The organism is Curtobacterium sp. ZW137, from assembly GCF_003762905.1.
Lineage (GTDB): Bacteria > Actinomycetota > Actinomycetes > Actinomycetales > Microbacteriaceae > Curtobacterium.
In genome coordinates, this window is the sequence record NZ_RJKS01000003.1 from 186,782 (window position 1) to 201,830 (window position 15,049).

Consider the following 15,049-nt stretch of genomic DNA (forward strand, 5'->3'; position numbering starts at 1 on the left):
GATGGTGGATCCGGCACCGGGCCTCCAGGCCGCTCCTAACGCCCTCCTAACGCCGCCTCCCACGACGCATGCGCTCCCCTAACACTTGCCCCTGTCCCGACCCGCTGATATGTTGGCTGCAACGGTTCCCGCCAAGGCTCGACGCTCGCGTCTCCTCAAACGGGCGGGACTGCTCCGTCCTGTGCTGCTTCGGCAGCACAGGACGGATTCCTCCAACCGCTCATGTTGTTTCCTGCGCTGTAGTTGCTGCCGGCTTGCCCGAGATCGAACGAATCGACGATCTCGAAGGCGCCATCATCACGTTCACCAGCTCTCACCTCTCGCCCTGGCGCGTGACCCAGTTCCGCCGGGCGCTGCGGACAGTCGGACTCCCGCACTCCGATGGGGATGTCCACCGTGTCCATGAGTTCGACAGTGCGATCCGGTTTGCCCTGCTCATACGGATCGAGCGGATCGAACTCGCGCTCCGGGGCCAGATGGCATCGACATGTGCAACGAGGTTCGGACCGAGCTGGCACATCGACCCGCGCGCATTCCGACCGGGCGTCGACATCGAGGCGCTTCGTGCGCAGTTCACCGGCGCGCTCGACAGGAGCACAGACCGAGCCGCTCGACAGATCTGGTCGAGACGCGACCTCGATCAGATCTCGTTCGCCATGGTCTCCGAGCACCTGAGCCTCGGCGCGATCTCTCGCATCGCCGGGCTCCTCGATCCGCAGGTCTCCCGTGTTGTGGCGCAGACGTTCCAGCTCCCCGCACCGACGCTCCGCGCCACGCTGCAGCACGTCACGCACGTTCGGAACTGCTGTGCGCACCACACTCGGATCTGGGGCACGCGATTCGGCGTGCCGACGCCGAAGTACCGATCGCCAGCAACGCTGGTCGCACGCCTCGAAGGGGGGCAGCCGAGGTCCCCGTCCCGCTCGCTCGCGCTCATCAGCCACATGGCCGACAGCGTCTGCACCGACCCGGCACGCACGACGGCACTCGAGCTCCTCCTCGCTGATCACCGGGATCTCCTCGTCGGCCTGGGAACGACTCGGTGAGACCGTCACACGACGGCGGCCCGCAAGCGGTCCGCAACCACGGCGCAGGCATCGCGGAGCGCCGCCGGCCCGACGACCTCGAACGACGCGTCGAAGTCGGCGATCCGCGCGGCGAGCGCCGTCCACGACCAGGACCCGATCGTGAGCCGGCAGCGGTCGGCGCCGAGCTCCTCGAGCTCGGTGCCACCGTCGAGGTACGGCGCGATGGTCCGCGCGGCGACCTGCAGCTCGACGGTCCCGGTGCACGGCCACGCGTCCCGGACGTCCGAGCCCTTGAAGCGCGCGGCGACGAACGTGGCGGGGTCACCGCCGGGCACGTCACGCGGCGTGAAGCGGAGACCCGTCGGCGTCCGCGGGTGCATCCGGTCGATGCGGTAGGTCCGCCAGTCCTGCCGTTCGTCCACCCATGCGAGCAGGTACCACCGGCCGTTCCGGGCGACCACCGCGTGCGGCTCGACGCGACGCGGCGGCCGGTCGCCCGGATCGTCGCCGGCCCAGGCGGTGTCGAGGTCGAAGCGGAGCACCTGCCTGGTCCGCACGGCATCACTGACGGCGACGAGCACCTCCGGATCGACGGTCGTCGTCCCCGGCGTCGCGATGACGTCCACCGCGTCGATGCGGTGCCGGAGCCGTGCGGGCATCACCTGCCGGACCGCGGCGAGCGCCCGCGCCGCTGGTTCGGCGATGTCCGCACCCGATGCCGGGGCGACCGCCAACGCGAGGGCGATCGCGACCGCCTGCTCGTCGTCGAAGAGCAGCGGCGGGAGTTCCGCGCCGGCGGAGAGCCGGTAGCCGCCGGCCGGGCCCTTGAGCGCCTCGACCCGGTACCCCAGCTCACGGAGCCGGTCGACGTCGCGGCGGACGGTGCGGGGACTGACATCGAGGCGCTCGGCGAGGACGTCGCCCGGCCAGTCGCGACGGACCTGCAGCAGGGAGAGGAGCGCGAGCATGCGCGAGGACGGTCCGGACACGGATCCAGTATCCGTCGAGAAGCGGACATGATCTGACCGCTACCGTCGCCAGACTCGTTCCCATGACGATCACCACGACTCCCCACCTCAACTTCGACGGCAACGCCCGCGAGGCCCTCGACTTCTACGCGAAGGCCCTCGGCACCGAGCCAGCCACCATGACCTACGGCGCGATGGGCGCCACCGACGACCCCGCGTGGGCGGACCGCATCGTCTGGGGCCAGGTCCAGACGGCGAGCGGCATCCGCGTGATGGCGTTCGACGTGTGGCCCGGACAGCCCTACGACCAGGGCACGAACGCGTCCTACGTCTACCTCAGCGGCACCGACGCCGACGAGATCACGGCCGCGTGGGACGGACTCTCCGACGGGGCAGAGATCCGTCAGCCGTTCGGGCCGGCCGCGTGGTCACCGCTCGCCGGGCAGCTCCGCGACAAGTTCGGCGTGATCTGGGCACTCGACGTCGCCCCGGAGTCCACCGACCACTGACACGGGGTCACCGTGTCGGCACCCACGTCGACACGGTGACGGCGGCGGTCACCGTGGCCGGCGCGAACACCGCGTCGGGAGCGACGTGGTGGTGACTCGGCCCCATGTGCACGACGTCGTGGACGTCCTCGGCGGACAGGTCCATCGTCCACGTCAGGTCCTCCGACGACGACTGCACGAACGACGGCGTCAGGGAGTCGTGGAGCCGCCGCTCCTTCTCCGGGTCGACGCTGATCGTCGCCTCGGCGAGCTCCGCCAGGTGCCCCGCCCGCGGTGTCACGACCGCGAGCACCCCATCCTCGTGCAGCACCCGCGCGTACTCCCGCTGGTTCCGCGGGGCGAAGACGTCGAGGACGACGGCGGCAGCGCCGTCGACGATCGGCAACCGCTCCGTGACGTCACCGACCACGGCCCCGGCCCGGACGTGCACCCGAGCAGCCCGCCGGATGGCGACGGCCGACAGGTCCAACGCGACCCCGAGCCTCCCGGCCGGATCTGACGGGTCGGACGGGTCGGACGGGTCGGACGGATCGGACGGGTCGGACGCATCGAGCGCGTGTGCCAGGTAGGTCCCGGGGCCGGACCCGACGTCCAGGACGACCCCCGGTGCGTCGGCGGACGAGACCACCGCGGCGAGCGCCCGCTCGACCGGCGCGTAGTGCCCACGACCCAGGAACCGGATCCGCGCGTCGACCATCTCCGGGGTGTCCGCGGTCAGCGCGCGCCGCTTCGCCGGGAGGAGCGTCAGGTGCCCCTGCTTGGCCTCGTCGAACCGGTGCCCGTTCGCGCACCCGGCCTGCCCGACGCCGGTGCGACCGAGCGGCTCGCGGCACACGGGGCAGGCGAGCACGGGCAGCAGGTCGTCACGCACGCCGTCCAGCGTACGGGCGTCGGTAGCCTGGCCCGATGTCGCTCCAGCAGCTCTTCGGTCTCGACGGACGCACCGCACTCGTCACCGGCGGCAGTTCCGGCATCGGCCGTGCCATCGCGGGTGCGCTGGCGGACGCGGGAGCACGCGTCGTCATCGCTGCGCGGACCGCCGACACGATCACCGCAGCCGTCGACGAGATCCGCGCCGACGGCGGGTCGGCCGAGGGTGCCGTCGCGGACCTCGCCACCCGCGCCGGAGCCCATGCGCTCGCCGATGCCGTGGGCGACGTCGACGTCCTGGTGAACTCCGCGGGGATCAACCTCCGGCCGCCGATGCCGGACCTCGACGAGGCGACGTGGGACGCGACGATGGCGGTGAACCTCGACGCGCCGTTCGTCCTGGGGCAGCGTCTCGCTCCCGGGATGGCTCGTCGCGGGTACGGCCGTCTCATCGCGATCAGCTCCCAGCAGGCCCACCGTCCGTTCGCGGCCAGCGGCGCGTACGGGGTCTCCAAGGCCGGCCTGGAGGCCCTGGTCCGGTCCCAGGCGGAGGCCTGGTCCGCGCAGGGGGTCACCGCCAACGCCCTGGTCCCGGGGTTCGTGCAGACGCCGCTGAACCGACGGCTCAGCTCCGACCCCGCGACCGTGGAGCGGCTGGCGGCGCGGACCCTGGTCGGGCGGAACGGGCGGACGTCGGACTTCGCTGCTGCGGCGGTGTTCCTCGCCGGCCCGGGCTCGGCCTACGTCACCGGGCAGTCGATCGCGGTCGACGGCGGATTCTCCGTGCACTGACCCCGTGCTCCGCCCCCGCCGGGTCCTCGCCGTGGCGCTAGGTTCGCTGCATGGCACTCATCCACCGCGCCGAACTCCGTCCGTCCAAGGCCGAAGCGCTCGCCGCGTGGTTGCCGTCGCAGCCCTGGAGCGGCGTCGCACCCGGCGCGACCGTGGACGTCGTCGGGCGGTTCCGTTTCGACGACCCCGCGGGCGAGGTCGGTGTCGAGACGATGCTCGTCCGGGTGGGCGACGGCGCGGTGCTGCACGCGCCGCTGACCTACCGCGACGCGCCCCTCGCCGGTGCCACGGCGTTCCTGGTGACCGAGATGGACCACTCCGTCCTCGGCCGGCGCTGGGTCTACGACGCCGCCGGGGACCCGGTGTACGCCGACGTCCTGCGGCGCACGATCGCGACCGGTGGCCACGAGGCCGAGCTCGTCGGAGCGCCGGGCCTCGACGTACCGCCGTCGCACGGCTCGGCGCGGGGCAGTGGTTCCGCCGCGTCCTCCCCCGCCGTCACGACCGTCGCCCCGACGACCGAGGGCGCGCTCACGACCATCGGCGACCTCACGATCCTGCGCGTCGTCGGGACGCCGCTGCCCGCTGGCGAGACCCTGACCGCGACGTGGGCCGACGCCGGTCCGACCGTGCTGGCCGTCCTCCGCGCCTGAGCACCCTCCGCGCCGACCACCCGACGGGTACCGACAGGGCCTCGTTCGACCGCGTCCTGCCTGGCAGGATCGGGGGCGTGAAGACACTGGAGTTGCCACAGACGGACCTCACCGCATCCGACGTCATCGTCGGGCTGATGCGGATCAACGACATGAGCGACGAGGACATCCGTTCGCTCTACACGGCCTCGCGCGACGCGGGCGTGACCATGTTCGACCACGCCGCGATCTACGGCGGCTGGCACGGCTGCGAGGAGCGCTTCGGCGCCGCGGTCACGCTGTCCGCGTCGGAGCGCGCCGACATCCAGCTGCAGACGAAGGTCGGCATCCGCCAGGGGTACTTCGACTTCTCGTACGACCACATCATGTCCTCGGTCGAGGAGTCGCTGACGGCCCTCCGCACCGACTACATCGACGTCCTGCTGCTGCACCGCCCCGACGCACTCGTCGAGCCCGAGGAAGTGGCGAAGGCGTTCGACGAACTGCACGCCGCCGGCAAGGTGCACCACTTCGGCGTCTCGAACCACACCCCCGGGCAGGTCGAGCTGCTGAAGAAGTCGGTCACGCGTCCGCTCGCGTTCAACCAGGTGCAGCTGAGCATCACGCACGCGAACGTCATCACGCAGGGCCTCGCCGCGAACATGGGCGGCCTCGACCAGTCGATCGACCGCGACAACGACATCCTCAACTACTCGCGCCTGCACGACATCACGCCGCAGGCCTGGTCGCCGTTCCAGAAGGGCTTCTTCGACGGCGTCTTCCTCGGCGACCGCGAGCACTACGCCGAACTGAACGACGTGCTCGAGGAGCTGGCGTCGGCGCACGGGGTCACCCCGACGGGCATCGCCGTCGCGTGGATCACCCGGCACCCCGCGCACTTCCAGGTCGTCCTGGGCACGACGAACCCGCAGCGTGTGCGGGACTCGGCCGCCGGCTCGGACGTCGTGCTCACGCGCGAGGAGTGGTACCGCGTCCTGACGGCCGCGGGACACACCGTCCCCTGACCCGCTGCTGGCCGGGCAGGGTCGCTCCGGCGGCCCTGCCCGGTCAGTTCTCGGAGTCCAGCTCGCTGCGGGAGCAGCCGAACGCCTCGATCACCTCGTCCAGTTCGGTTCGTCTGCCATCGTCGGCCGCGAAGCGCAGGGCGACGAGAGCAACGTCGAGTGCGACCATGAGGTCGTTGCCCGTGTCCGTCACCATGCGAGACTCGTTGCCTTTCGGGCCGTGAAATGTCACACTGTCTGGAGTCGCCCCATCGCGGTGGGAGCGGAAGTGGTCCCTGGGAGATCCTGCGGTATAGCGGGGCCCGGGGATTCGCGCTTTCACCGGCGTTCCACGTGCGTGACGAGCTTCGTGCCCACGACGGCCCGGTACCGTTCCACGCATCGTCGGTCGGCGGCGATGATGCCGCACATCGCGTCGGCAGCCCAGAGCAGCGGCTCGGCCGCCCCGGGAATGTGCTCCACGCGGATGCCCGTGAGCAATCGACGCGCGCGAAGCGCGTCCAGGTGCTGACGGTCGAGCCGATCGGCGGGCCCGCGCGATTCCAGGACGACCCGGTCGACACCGACCGTCGTCAGTTCGAGGAGCAGGCGCTCGAACGCGATGCGGCGTCGGCGTTCGCTGCGCGCCAGCAGATCGAGAATGGCAACGACGCCGATGGACGACACGGGTTCGGCCGAGATCTCCTCGACGACGCGATCGCGGTGCCGGGAGTCACTCTCGGTCCAGTGCAGCTTCTTCGCCGACCTGGGCTTGAGCGCGAGCAGGACGTCGCGGAGGCCATCCTGCGCTTCGTCCGGCACGAGCACGGCAGCGAGGATGTACGCGCCGGGATCTCGCGCGTCACCTGGTTCGGATTCGTCGACGTACGCCGTCGGTGTCATTCTGGAACACTACCGGTCACTGATCCTCCCCTGCCGTTGTTGCCCGGCGGGTCAGCGGCTCGAGACGTAGTGGTTCGTGACCTGCGTCTGCGACAGCACGGTGCTGTACACCGCGGCGTAGCGCATCGAGCCGGTGAAGGAGTAGTTGTTCGCCGTGCCCGGCCACCCGGTCGTGGTGTCGTACCCGACCCGCCAGTACCCGGTGGCGTTCTCCGGCAGCGTGTACGCGGTGTTCGACGCGACCAGGACACCGTCGGCGTAGAGCCGCATCCCGGTGGCCGCGGACATCGTCGACACGACGTGGTGCCAGGCGCCGTCGTTGTACGACGCCGGTGAGGTCACGACCTGCACGGCGTTGTTGTACGCGCCGAACACGAGCTGGCCGCTGGTGTTCAGGTAGATCTGCCGGTCGTGCTGGCCGGACACCGCGACCTGGTTGCTGCCGAAGCCGATGAGGAGCCCGCCGGCGACGGTCGTCTTGAACCAGACCTCCTCGCTGAAGGTCGTCGGGTTCTTGACCGCGGTGGGCGTGGAGACGAACGACGTGCTGCCGTTGAGGACGTACGAGCTCCCCGGGTCGCGCGGGCACGCGTTCGGGCTCGGCGTCGCGGCGGTCATCGTGCCCTGGTAGGTGCCGTTCGCACCCTTGCCCGACCAGTCGACGGCGGTCTTCGCGCCCGTCGCCTCGCCGAGCTTGTAGGCGAAGACCGCTCCGGTCAGGTCGTCGTCGATCGCACCCGAGCAGGTGAAGTCCTTCGCGGTGCCAGCGGTGTTGCTGCTGTCGGTGACCTTCGCGCTGAAGGCCGAGCGGGTCGGCGCGAACTGGGCGAGCAGCACGACGGCGACGAGGGCCAGCACGAGGACCAGCGCGACGACCTTGCCGTCGCGGAGCCGGACGCCCCTCACGAGGGCCGCACCGTGTGGACGCGGCCGACCGCGAGGCACAGCACGAGGGGGATCAGGCATGCGGCGATGAGCAGCGCCCACCCGAGCGGGTCGAGGTCGATGTTCGACGTGAGCTGGTACTGGCCGTTCCGGGTGAGCTCGTGGACCACCACGCGGCCGACCTCACCGTCGACCAGGTGGACGCTGTTCCCACCGTGCGCGTCGACCCGCACCGGGAACATGCCGGAGGAGATGATCGTCGCCTCGACGGAGTGCGGGTGCGCGGTGTTCGTGATGGTCGTCACGTTCACGAACGGCTTGAGCACGAACGCCGCGTACGAGACCGTGAGCGCCGATCCGGCGATGCGGAGCGAGCTCCGGGTGACCCGGTCGCTGAAGGGACTCGTCAGCACCCAGATCAGGAGGGTGCCGATGAGCAGCAACGGGGCCGCCCGGAAGAGCCAGCCGAGGTGCGGGACGAGCAGGGCCGGTGCCCCGACGAGGTTCTCCTGCGTCAGCGTCCACGGGTCGGTCGCGCCGTTCACGTCGCCGCGGGTGTGGATCCCACCGTCGGCGTCGATGCTGATGACCCGGTGCGTGTACGTGGTGTCGGGGGCCTCGCTGACCCGGAACGAGACGATGTCGCCCACCTGGAGCGACGACGCCTGGACGGGGAGGTCGAGGACGAGCGTGCCGACCGGAGCCGCCTCGCCCATGGACGGCGTCTCGACGACGAACATCCGGCCACCGCTCGTGAGGAACAGTGCGGCGGCAGCGAGGAGCACCGCTGCGACGACGGCGACCGACCAGGCGAGGGTGACCTCGAACCGGCTGGCGGTCGGGGCGCCGAGGAGCGGGCGGGAGAGGGTGCCGGTCAGCGGGACGGCCGAGGTCTGGCTCATGGTCGTCCCTCCGGTTCGGATCGAGGTCGTGCGGGTGGGGTGGTGCTGGTGCTGGTGTCCCAGCGAGGAGGTGACACCTCGGCCGGCTCGGGCTCGGTCGAGGTGTCACCCGGGGGTGGAGCAGATCAGGCCGTGAAGGTCCAGGTCATCGGGACCGAGGCGGCGAGGCCCTGGTAGGTGTTGCCGGCCGAGGAGTCCAGCGTGACCGCGAAGTTGAACGGGACGCTCACACCGGCAGCCGGAGCGGCGGGCATCGTGAAGGCCGATGCTGCGGCGCCCTTGAAGCTGGCGAGCGTGCCGGAGAACACGGTGGTCGACCCGGAGGTGATGACCAGGTTCATCTTCGCGCAGAGGTCGGTCGCGGTGCCGTTCGCCGAGCCGTTGTTCGACTGGGTGCAGGTCGCACCCGGGGTGAGCGTGAAGGTGCTCGCAGCGGCGGTGCCGGTGTTCTTGATGCTGATCGCCGTGTTGACCGTGTTGCCCGGCGTCATCGTCGTGCTGCCACCGAACTTGTTGATCGTGGCGCAGGTCGCGGAGTTCGTCGAGACGGAGCCGCCGTCGGTGCTGAGGCAGGTCACCGATGCGTTGGCGTTCTGCTCCTGCATGACGAGCGTGCCGCTGGCGGCGGTGTTGCTGCTGTTGGTGATGCTCGCCGCGAACCCGGAGAGGGTGCCGGTGAGGGAGAGGGAGAGCAGGACGGCGGCGAAGATGCCCGCGATGAGCGCAACAGGCGCAAAGCGGAGGCGCTTCACCGGGGAGATGCGGTGCGGGTTCGACACGGGGTACCTCGATGATCAGGAGTGGATGGGGCGCCACCGGGATGGCGTTTCTTGCTTGATCATCAAGATAGCCAGTCATTCACATAACTGGAAGCGCAGCCATTGCCCCAGAGCGGGGGGCAGCCAGCGACCACGCCGGGAGTCCGTGCCATCCTTGCGACGGAACACGACAGGGAGAGGACCCGGTGGCAGGGACAGCAGAGGGTGACGCGGCGGAGCTGCTCGGGGCGCTCGACGCCGTCATCCGCGCGGAGCGGGGCCTCGCCGGGCAGCTCAGTGACCGCGCGGGGATCCACGAGACCGGCCTCCGCGCGCTCGCACAGATCAGCGACACCGGGTACGCGACGGCGACGGAGCTCTCCGGCTACCTCAGCCTGACGTCGGGCGCGGTGACGAACCTGGTCGACCGGCTCGCCGCCGCCGGCCTGGTCGAGCGTCGCCCGAACCCGTCGGACCGCCGGGGGTCCCTGATCCTGCTCAGCCCGGCGGGTGAAGCCGTGATCGCCGACGCGCGGGAGCGGTACGCCACGGTCCTGCGGGCCGTCCACGCCGCCACCGGGGTCGACCTGACCAGCGTGTTGAACGACGTCGCGACCGGGCTCCTCCAGCAGGGTGCTGCGATGGAGTCCGAAGAGGACGCCGCGGGGAACGCCTGAGCGCTACTCCGGGTTGCTCGGCGACGGGCTCGAGATCGGCGTGAGGAACAGCGACGGTGCCGCCGGGTCGGCAGCGGCGCCGCTGACCACCTCGACCTCGATGTCCAGGCCGCGTGCCGGGTCCTGATCGAGTTCGAGGCCGTTCTCGGCCACCTGGTCCTCGGGGATCGCGCGGCCCTGGGAGGGATCGAACGCGCTGCTCATCGACATGGGACGAGCATGCCCGCCGTCGATGAGCAGCGCCTATGAATCACCCCTGTCGGACGCGATGAGTTCGAGCTGCGTGAGCGTCACGGCGGACGTCGGGGTGAAGTCGAACGTGTCACCGCCCCCGGAGATTCGGAACACCCGTGTCTGCCCGGCCCACTCGAACACCGCGTCGGCGACCGTGACCACCGTCGATCCGAGCGCGACCTGCCACGAGTACGCCCCGGGCGCGGCGGCCGTCACCGTGTACAGCGAGGCCGACGCGATCGCGACCGGGAACGAGACCGTCGAGCCCGCGGCGAGCGCCGTCACGGTCCGGCCGGTGTCGTCTGCCAGCGGCGACGCCCCCACGGGGAGCACGTCGGTCGGGGTGTCCCGGTACCCGTGCACGTCCGAGGCCGAGACCGGCCGCGTGTCCGCTGCCCAGCCGGTGGGCGTCTCGGAGAGCTCGATGACGATCGTCGCCGCGCCGGCGACGACCGCGTGCGGGATGCTGATGGAGTTCCAGGGCGACCCGTCGACCGTGACGGAGGCGATGAACCGACCAGCGCCGGCGGTCTCGATGACCGTCACCGATCCTCCCGTCTGACGCAGCACCGCGCGACGGACCGACGGCGGCACGATCACGTAGGAACCACTGGCCGGTGCCAGCGGGTACAGGCCGATCGTCGCGAAGACGTACCAGGCGCTCATCTCGCCGTTGTCCTCGTCACCGGGGTAGCCCTGGCCGAGGTCCGACCCGACGAACAGGCGGTCGACGGATTCGCGGACGATCCGGTGTGCGTCGTCGTGGCGTCCGGTGAACATCGGGAAGAACGGGATGTGGTGCGCGGGCTGGTTCGAGAGCCCGAGCATGCCCATCCGCACGTCGCGGGCCTCGGTCATCTCGTGGATCGGGAAGCCGTAGTGTCCGGCACGGTCGGTCGCGCCGGTCTCCCGGGCGGCGAAGAACCGGTCGATCGCGGCGTCGAACCCGGTCGGCCCGCCGTGCAGGTCGACGATGCCGACGCCGTCGTGCGGCGCGGTGAACATCGTCCCCCAGGCGTTCGTCTCGGTGTAGTCACCGCCCCACTGGTCGGGGTCGTAGCCCTCGCCCTCGCGCCACCGCCCGTCGGGGGTCCGCCCGATGAAGAACCCGCGGCGCCGGTCGAACACGTTCCGGTACTGCAGGGACCGGCGGGCGAACCACTCGGCCTCTGCCGCGTACCGCTCGCGCGCCGCGGTGTCGGTGGTGCGATCAGCCAGGGCGGTGGCCATCACCGAGACGCTCCAGTCGTTGATCGCGGCGTCCAGGGTCCAGGACATCCCCTCGGCGGTGTCGGTGTCGACGTGGCCGCGGAAGGCGCCCGGGAGGCTCCCCTTGCGCCCGACACGCTCGTCCCGCGGCGGGACGGTCGCGTTCTTCACCGCGCTCCGGTACGCCTGCTCCAGGTCGAACCCGTCCACGCCCTTCGACACGAGGTCGCCGAACACGGTGTCGCTCGTGGTGCCCGTCATGCAGTCCTCGGCGCCGGGGGCGCTCCAGCGGGGGGTCCACCCGCCGTCGGAGAAGTGCTGGACGAAGCCCTGCGCGAGCTCGGCAGCGGTGTCCGGGGTGAGCAGTCCGAGGAGCGGCCACGCGGTGCGGTAGGTGTCCCAGAATCCGTTCGTGGTCGTCATCGCCCCGTCGACCGCCTCGGGACCGGGCTCGTCGCGGATCGGCTGCGCGAGGACGTCGCCGTACGGGGAGCGGTAGTGCGGCGTGCCGGTGAGCGCGGTCTCGCCGGCACGGTTCGGGTAGAGGAACAGGCGGTACAGGTCCGAGTAGATCGAGGTCAGCTGGTCCTCGGTCGCACCCTCGACCTCGAGCGTCGCGAGCTCGGCGGTCCAGAGCTCCTCGGCGCGGGCGCGCATGGCGTCGAAGGAGCCGGCGGCGTCGAGGTTCGCCCGGGCGTCCGCGAAGGAGACCGTCGAGATCCCGAGGAGCACGTCCGTGTCCCCCGCGACCGCGAACCACCCGCGGAGTTCCCCGTCCGCGGACGTCGTGTGGTCCTCGGTCACCCCGGGGACCCGCAGGTGCACGAAGTGCGGCGGCGTGCTGGGGCGGTCGTCGAGGTGCGCCTCCACCACCGCGGTGCCGTCCTCGATGCGCACGGTCGCGTCGAGGACCCGGCCGTGGTGGTCGAGGACGACGCTGCGGATGCCGGTGAACCGGAAGCCGAGGGCGAACTCCCCCGCGGTCATCTCCGCCGTGACGCCGTGCTCGAGCGCCACCCGGTAGCGGTGCGGGCCGTCGAGTTCCTCGTCGTGGTCGAACGCCAGCGCCCGGGCCACCCGGTCCGGGTCCGGCGACGCGAGCGGGGACGGCATCACCTGGAACACCCCGCGGTCCCCCATCCACGGCGACGGGATGTGGCTGGTCGCGAAGGCCTGGATCGCGGGCCGGTTGTCACGCGGACGGTTGTGCTCCTGGTACGCGTACGGCCACCGGTTGCTCGCGGCGTCGGTCATCGGCAGGCCGAACACGCCGCCGTGCGGGAGCCCGACGAGGGGCGCGTTGTTGCCGCGGGAGAACCGGGAGGACGCCTGGGTGCCGCGGGTGGTCCGCACGTGGTCCAGCGGGCGGGTCGCTGCGGGCCGCCGGGACGGTGCGATCCGGACGTCGTCGAGCCAGCCGCGGAGGGCCGTCAGGGTGCCCATGTCGTCGGCGGCGGCCGGCGTGGCGGAGCCGAGCCGGGCCTCCAGGCGGTCGACGACCCGACCCGCGAACGGCGCGAGGTCGACCTCACGCCGGTTCCACTGGTCCACCCACTGCTTGCGCGCGGCGTCCTGGGCGGCGGGGGTCAGCGCGTCGCCGTAGTGGTCGGTGGCGGAGTCGCTCAGCCGGGAGCCGTCGGTGAACAGCACGTCGAGGGTGAAGGCCGTGGCGTCCCAGAAGTGGTCGAGGTCCGCGACGTCCGGCTCGGTCCGGCCCGCCGGCAGGGTGCGCTCCGCGAACCAGACCCAGGACAGCCGGTCCCCCGACTCGATCGTCCGTCCCGAGAAGCCGGGAACGCTCGCGTCGACGGTGCCGGTGCCCTCCGGTCGTTCGACGAGGTACCCCTCGAGGGACGTGAAGCCGACATGGTTCCTGGCGGCGACGGCCGTCGTCGGGCCACCGCTCCGTTGCAGTTCTCGCACGCCCCCACCCTATTTGCTCCAACGGATGGACGAAACCCCGTGCTCGTCGGGACGTCGCCGACCGGGCGCTCGATCGAGTGCGCAGCAACGGGCCCCCACTGCTGCACCAGCTGCCGTTCGTGCGCAGTCGATCACCGTCGACGACGACCCGTTCCTCGTCCCGTCCGCCGGGTCGGGTCAGCCCTGGTTGTGACCCGGGGCGTTCTCCGAGTTGCCGGGACCCGTGTCCGCGGAGGTCGTGTCGGCGGAGGTCGAGTCGGCAGCGCCCGTGCCGGACGACGAGGTGTCCGCCGCACCGCTGTCGAGCGGTGTCTGGACCGGCAGCGTCGGCTCGACCGAGGGTTCCGGACCGTTCGACGGCTCCGCGGGCTGGGACGGCGCGGGCTCGACGGTCTGCGAGGGCTGCGGCGCGGTCGTCTGCGACGGCTGGGTGGGCTCGGACGGCTCGTCCTGGGGCTGTGAGGGCTCGTCGCTCGGCTGCTCGTCGACCGGCGCGGACGGCGAGGTCGAGCTCGACTCGGTCGGAGCCGGGGTCCCGCCGCCGTTGCCGAGCGCGAGCACCGCGACGACGATCCCGGCGAGCACGAGCACACCGACGATCACGAGCGTGATCACCAGGCCGCGCCGACGCTTCTTCGCAGGTGGCGCGTCCGACACCGGCGACGCGGCAACCGGGCCACCTCCGCCGCCGGTCGGCTCGCCGGTTCCGCGCTGGGTCCCCAGGATCGTGGTCGCCTGGTCGTCCGATCCGGAGGCCTGACTCGCCGGCATCACGCGGGTCGCGTCGTCATCGGGTCCGCGCACGGGCATCGCGCGCGTCGCCTCGTCGGCCTGCGCCGATCCCGGGGCGCCGAGCACGGCGGTGGCACCTGCGGCCCCGGCGGCCGCAGCCGCCGCGGTGAGCGTGCCGGGGCCTCCTGGCAGGAGCTGCGTCGCGGGCGCACCGTCGTCGTACGCCAGCGCGCGGAGTCGTTCGGCCGCTTCCGTGGCCGACGGCCGCTCGGCGGGGTCGGTCGCCGTCATCACGTGCAGGAGCACGCGCCAGGCCGTCGGCAGTGCCGGGTCGATCTCCGGCGAGCGGGTGAGCCGTGCGGTCGCGGACTCGACCGCGCTGCCGGGGAACGGCATCCGGCCGGTCAGGCACTCGAGGAGCACGAGACCGAGCGAGTACACGTCGGACTTCCCGCTGATGCCCTGCGCGGTGACCTGCTCCGGGGCGAGGTACGCGGCGGTCCCCATCACGGTGCCGGTCCCCGTGACCCGGGCGGCGTCGCGGAGGAGCGCGATCCCGAAGTCCGCGAGCTTCACGTGCGAGCCGTCCGCCTCGAGCAGGACGTTCGCCGGCTTCACGTCGCGGTGCACGATGCCCTGCGCGTGCACGGCGGCGAGGCCGTCCGCGACCTGCGCACCGACCCGAGCCGTGGTCGAGCGGTCGAGCGGTCCTTCACGGAGGCGGGTCGCGAGGTCACTGCCCGGGACGAGTTCCATGACGAGGTACGAGTCACCGTCGGCGTCGTCGAGCGCGGCGTCGTAGAGCGTCACGAGCGCCGGGCTGCGGAGGCCGGCGAGGACCTGGATCTCCGCCTCGGCGCGGGCGCGTTCCCCGTGGTCCACCGCCCCCATGCGGAACACCTTGACCGCCACTTCGCGTCCGAGTTGCTCGTCGACCGCGCGGTACACGGACGCCATGCCCCCGTGTCCGAGCGTTCCCGTGACGCGGTACCTGCCGCCGAAGACCCGTTCTTCCATGCCCGG

The 15,049-nt window shown here is 71.6% G+C and carries 16 protein-coding genes; 6 read left to right on the top strand and 10 right to left on the bottom strand.

All coding sequences use genetic code 11. The annotated features are described in order from the left end of the window. Positions 1-254: 254 nt before the first annotated feature. A complete protein-coding gene (locus tag EDF55_RS10470) occupies positions 255-1,046 on the top strand; it encodes an Abi family protein (RefSeq protein ID WP_185017314.1) in 792 nt (263 codons plus the stop codon). Between the two features lie 5 nt (positions 1,047-1,051). On the opposite strand, the gene EDF55_RS10475 is transcribed toward EDF55_RS10470, so the two are convergent. Next, positions 1,052-2,017: a YafY family protein gene (locus EDF55_RS10475; protein WP_123654912.1), complete on the bottom strand. Its 966-nt coding sequence runs from the start codon at positions 2,015-2,017 to the stop codon at positions 1,052-1,054. Between the two features lie 62 nt (positions 2,018-2,079). On the opposite strand from EDF55_RS10475, the gene EDF55_RS10480 reads away from it, so the two are divergent. Further along, positions 2,080-2,505, top strand: a complete 426-nt coding sequence (locus tag EDF55_RS10480; RefSeq protein WP_123654913.1) for a VOC family protein — start codon at positions 2,080-2,082, stop codon at positions 2,503-2,505. A gap of 7 nt (positions 2,506-2,512) precedes the next feature. Here EDF55_RS10480 and EDF55_RS18815 read toward each other — a convergent pair whose 3' ends face one another. Then, positions 2,513-3,376 (bottom strand): putative RNA methyltransferase, encoded by an 864-nt coding sequence (locus EDF55_RS18815; RefSeq protein WP_185017316.1) that lies wholly within the window; start codon positions 3,374-3,376, stop codon positions 2,513-2,515. 35 nt (positions 3,377-3,411) lie between these two features. On the opposite strand from EDF55_RS18815, the gene EDF55_RS10490 reads away from it, so the two are divergent. The 3 genes from EDF55_RS10490 to EDF55_RS10500 all read left to right on the top strand — a co-directional run bounded on the left by EDF55_RS10490 (position 3,412) and on the right by EDF55_RS10500 (position 5,824). Further along, on the top strand, positions 3,412-4,167 hold the full coding sequence (locus EDF55_RS10490; protein WP_123654915.1) for an SDR family NAD(P)-dependent oxidoreductase: 756 nt from the start codon (positions 3,412-3,414) through the stop codon (positions 4,165-4,167). Positions 4,168-4,217: 50 nt separating this feature from the next. Next, on the top strand, positions 4,218-4,820 hold the full coding sequence (locus tag EDF55_RS10495) for a CG0192-related protein (protein ID WP_123654916.1): 603 nt from the start codon (positions 4,218-4,220) through the stop codon (positions 4,818-4,820). A gap of 77 nt (positions 4,821-4,897) precedes the next feature. After that, the gene (locus tag EDF55_RS10500) at positions 4,898-5,824 is read left to right on the top strand and encodes an aldo/keto reductase family oxidoreductase (protein ID WP_123654917.1); all 927 of its coding nucleotides are present in this window, start codon (positions 4,898-4,900) and stop codon (positions 5,822-5,824) included. Between the two features lie 43 nt (positions 5,825-5,867). Here the strand turns inward: EDF55_RS10500 and EDF55_RS18820 are convergent, their stop codons facing one another. From EDF55_RS18820 to EDF55_RS10520, 5 genes are all read right to left on the bottom strand, one after another. Then, on the bottom strand, positions 5,868-6,020 hold the full coding sequence (locus tag EDF55_RS18820; protein WP_165931281.1) for a hypothetical protein: 153 nt from the start codon (positions 6,018-6,020) through the stop codon (positions 5,868-5,870). A 122-nt stretch (positions 6,021-6,142) separates the two neighbouring features. Beyond that, positions 6,143-6,706: a hypothetical protein gene (locus tag EDF55_RS10505; protein WP_123654918.1), complete on the bottom strand. Its 564-nt coding sequence runs from the start codon at positions 6,704-6,706 to the stop codon at positions 6,143-6,145. Between the two features lie 51 nt (positions 6,707-6,757). Continuing rightward, positions 6,758-7,612, bottom strand: a complete 855-nt coding sequence (locus EDF55_RS10510; RefSeq protein ID WP_260233328.1) for a LamG domain-containing protein — start codon at positions 7,610-7,612, stop codon at positions 6,758-6,760. Next, positions 7,609-8,493 (bottom strand): S26 family signal peptidase, encoded by an 885-nt coding sequence (locus EDF55_RS10515; RefSeq protein ID WP_123654920.1) that lies wholly within the window; start codon positions 8,491-8,493, stop codon positions 7,609-7,611. Before EDF55_RS10515 ends, EDF55_RS10510 begins: the two co-directional genes overlap by 4 nt. Before the next feature lie 125 nt (positions 8,494-8,618). Then, on the bottom strand, positions 8,619-9,272 hold the full coding sequence (locus tag EDF55_RS10520) for a hypothetical protein (protein WP_123654921.1): 654 nt from the start codon (positions 9,270-9,272) through the stop codon (positions 8,619-8,621). 185 nt (positions 9,273-9,457) lie between these two features. Here EDF55_RS10520 and EDF55_RS10525 point away from each other — a divergent pair, with 185 nt between their 5' ends. Further along, the gene (locus EDF55_RS10525; protein ID WP_165931355.1) at positions 9,458-9,928 is read left to right on the top strand and encodes a MarR family winged helix-turn-helix transcriptional regulator; all 471 of its coding nucleotides are present in this window, start codon (positions 9,458-9,460) and stop codon (positions 9,926-9,928) included. A gap of 3 nt (positions 9,929-9,931) precedes the next feature. Here the strand turns inward: EDF55_RS10525 and EDF55_RS10530 are convergent, their stop codons facing one another. The 3 genes from EDF55_RS10530 to EDF55_RS10540 form a co-directional block, all read right to left on the bottom strand. Next, positions 9,932-10,138, bottom strand: coding sequence for a hypothetical protein (locus EDF55_RS10530; RefSeq protein ID WP_123654923.1), 207 nt, complete (start codon positions 10,136-10,138; stop codon positions 9,932-9,934). 33 nt (positions 10,139-10,171) lie between these two features. Next, on the bottom strand, positions 10,172-13,294 hold the full coding sequence (locus tag EDF55_RS10535; protein WP_260235887.1) for a GH92 family glycosyl hydrolase: 3,123 nt from the start codon (positions 13,292-13,294) through the stop codon (positions 10,172-10,174). A 177-nt stretch (positions 13,295-13,471) separates the two neighbouring features. Further along, complete coding sequence (locus EDF55_RS10540) at positions 13,472-15,043, bottom strand: serine/threonine-protein kinase (protein ID WP_123654924.1); 1,572 nt, start codon at positions 15,041-15,043, stop codon at positions 13,472-13,474. Between the last annotated feature and the right edge of the window lie 6 nt (positions 15,044-15,049).

What these genes read in the sequence shown, in the direction of transcription:
- EDF55_RS10480 (WP_123654913.1), top strand. Translation starts at nt 2,080, where the DNA reads ATGACGATCACCACGACTCCCCACCTCAACTTCGACGGCAACGCCCGC.
- EDF55_RS10490 (WP_123654915.1), top strand. Translation starts at nt 3,412, where the DNA reads ATGTCGCTCCAGCAGCTCTTCGGTCTCGACGGACGCACCGCACTCGTC.
- EDF55_RS10495 (WP_123654916.1), top strand. Translation starts at nt 4,218, where the DNA reads ATGGCACTCATCCACCGCGCCGAACTCCGTCCGTCCAAGGCCGAAGCG.
- EDF55_RS18820 (WP_165931281.1), bottom strand. Translation starts at nt 6,020, where the DNA reads ATGGTGACGGACACGGGCAACGACCTCATGGTCGCACTCGACGTTGCT.
- EDF55_RS10505 (WP_123654918.1), bottom strand. Translation starts at nt 6,706, where the DNA reads ATGACACCGACGGCGTACGTCGACGAATCCGAACCAGGTGACGCGCGA.
- EDF55_RS10515 (WP_123654920.1), bottom strand. Translation starts at nt 8,493, where the DNA reads ATGAGCCAGACCTCGGCCGTCCCGCTGACCGGCACCCTCTCCCGCCCG.
- EDF55_RS10530 (WP_123654923.1), bottom strand. Translation starts at nt 10,138, where the DNA reads ATGTCGATGAGCAGCGCGTTCGATCCCTCCCAGGGCCGCGCGATCCCC.
- EDF55_RS10540 (WP_123654924.1), bottom strand. Translation starts at nt 15,043, where the DNA reads ATGGAAGAACGGGTCTTCGGCGGCAGGTACCGCGTCACGGGAACGCTC.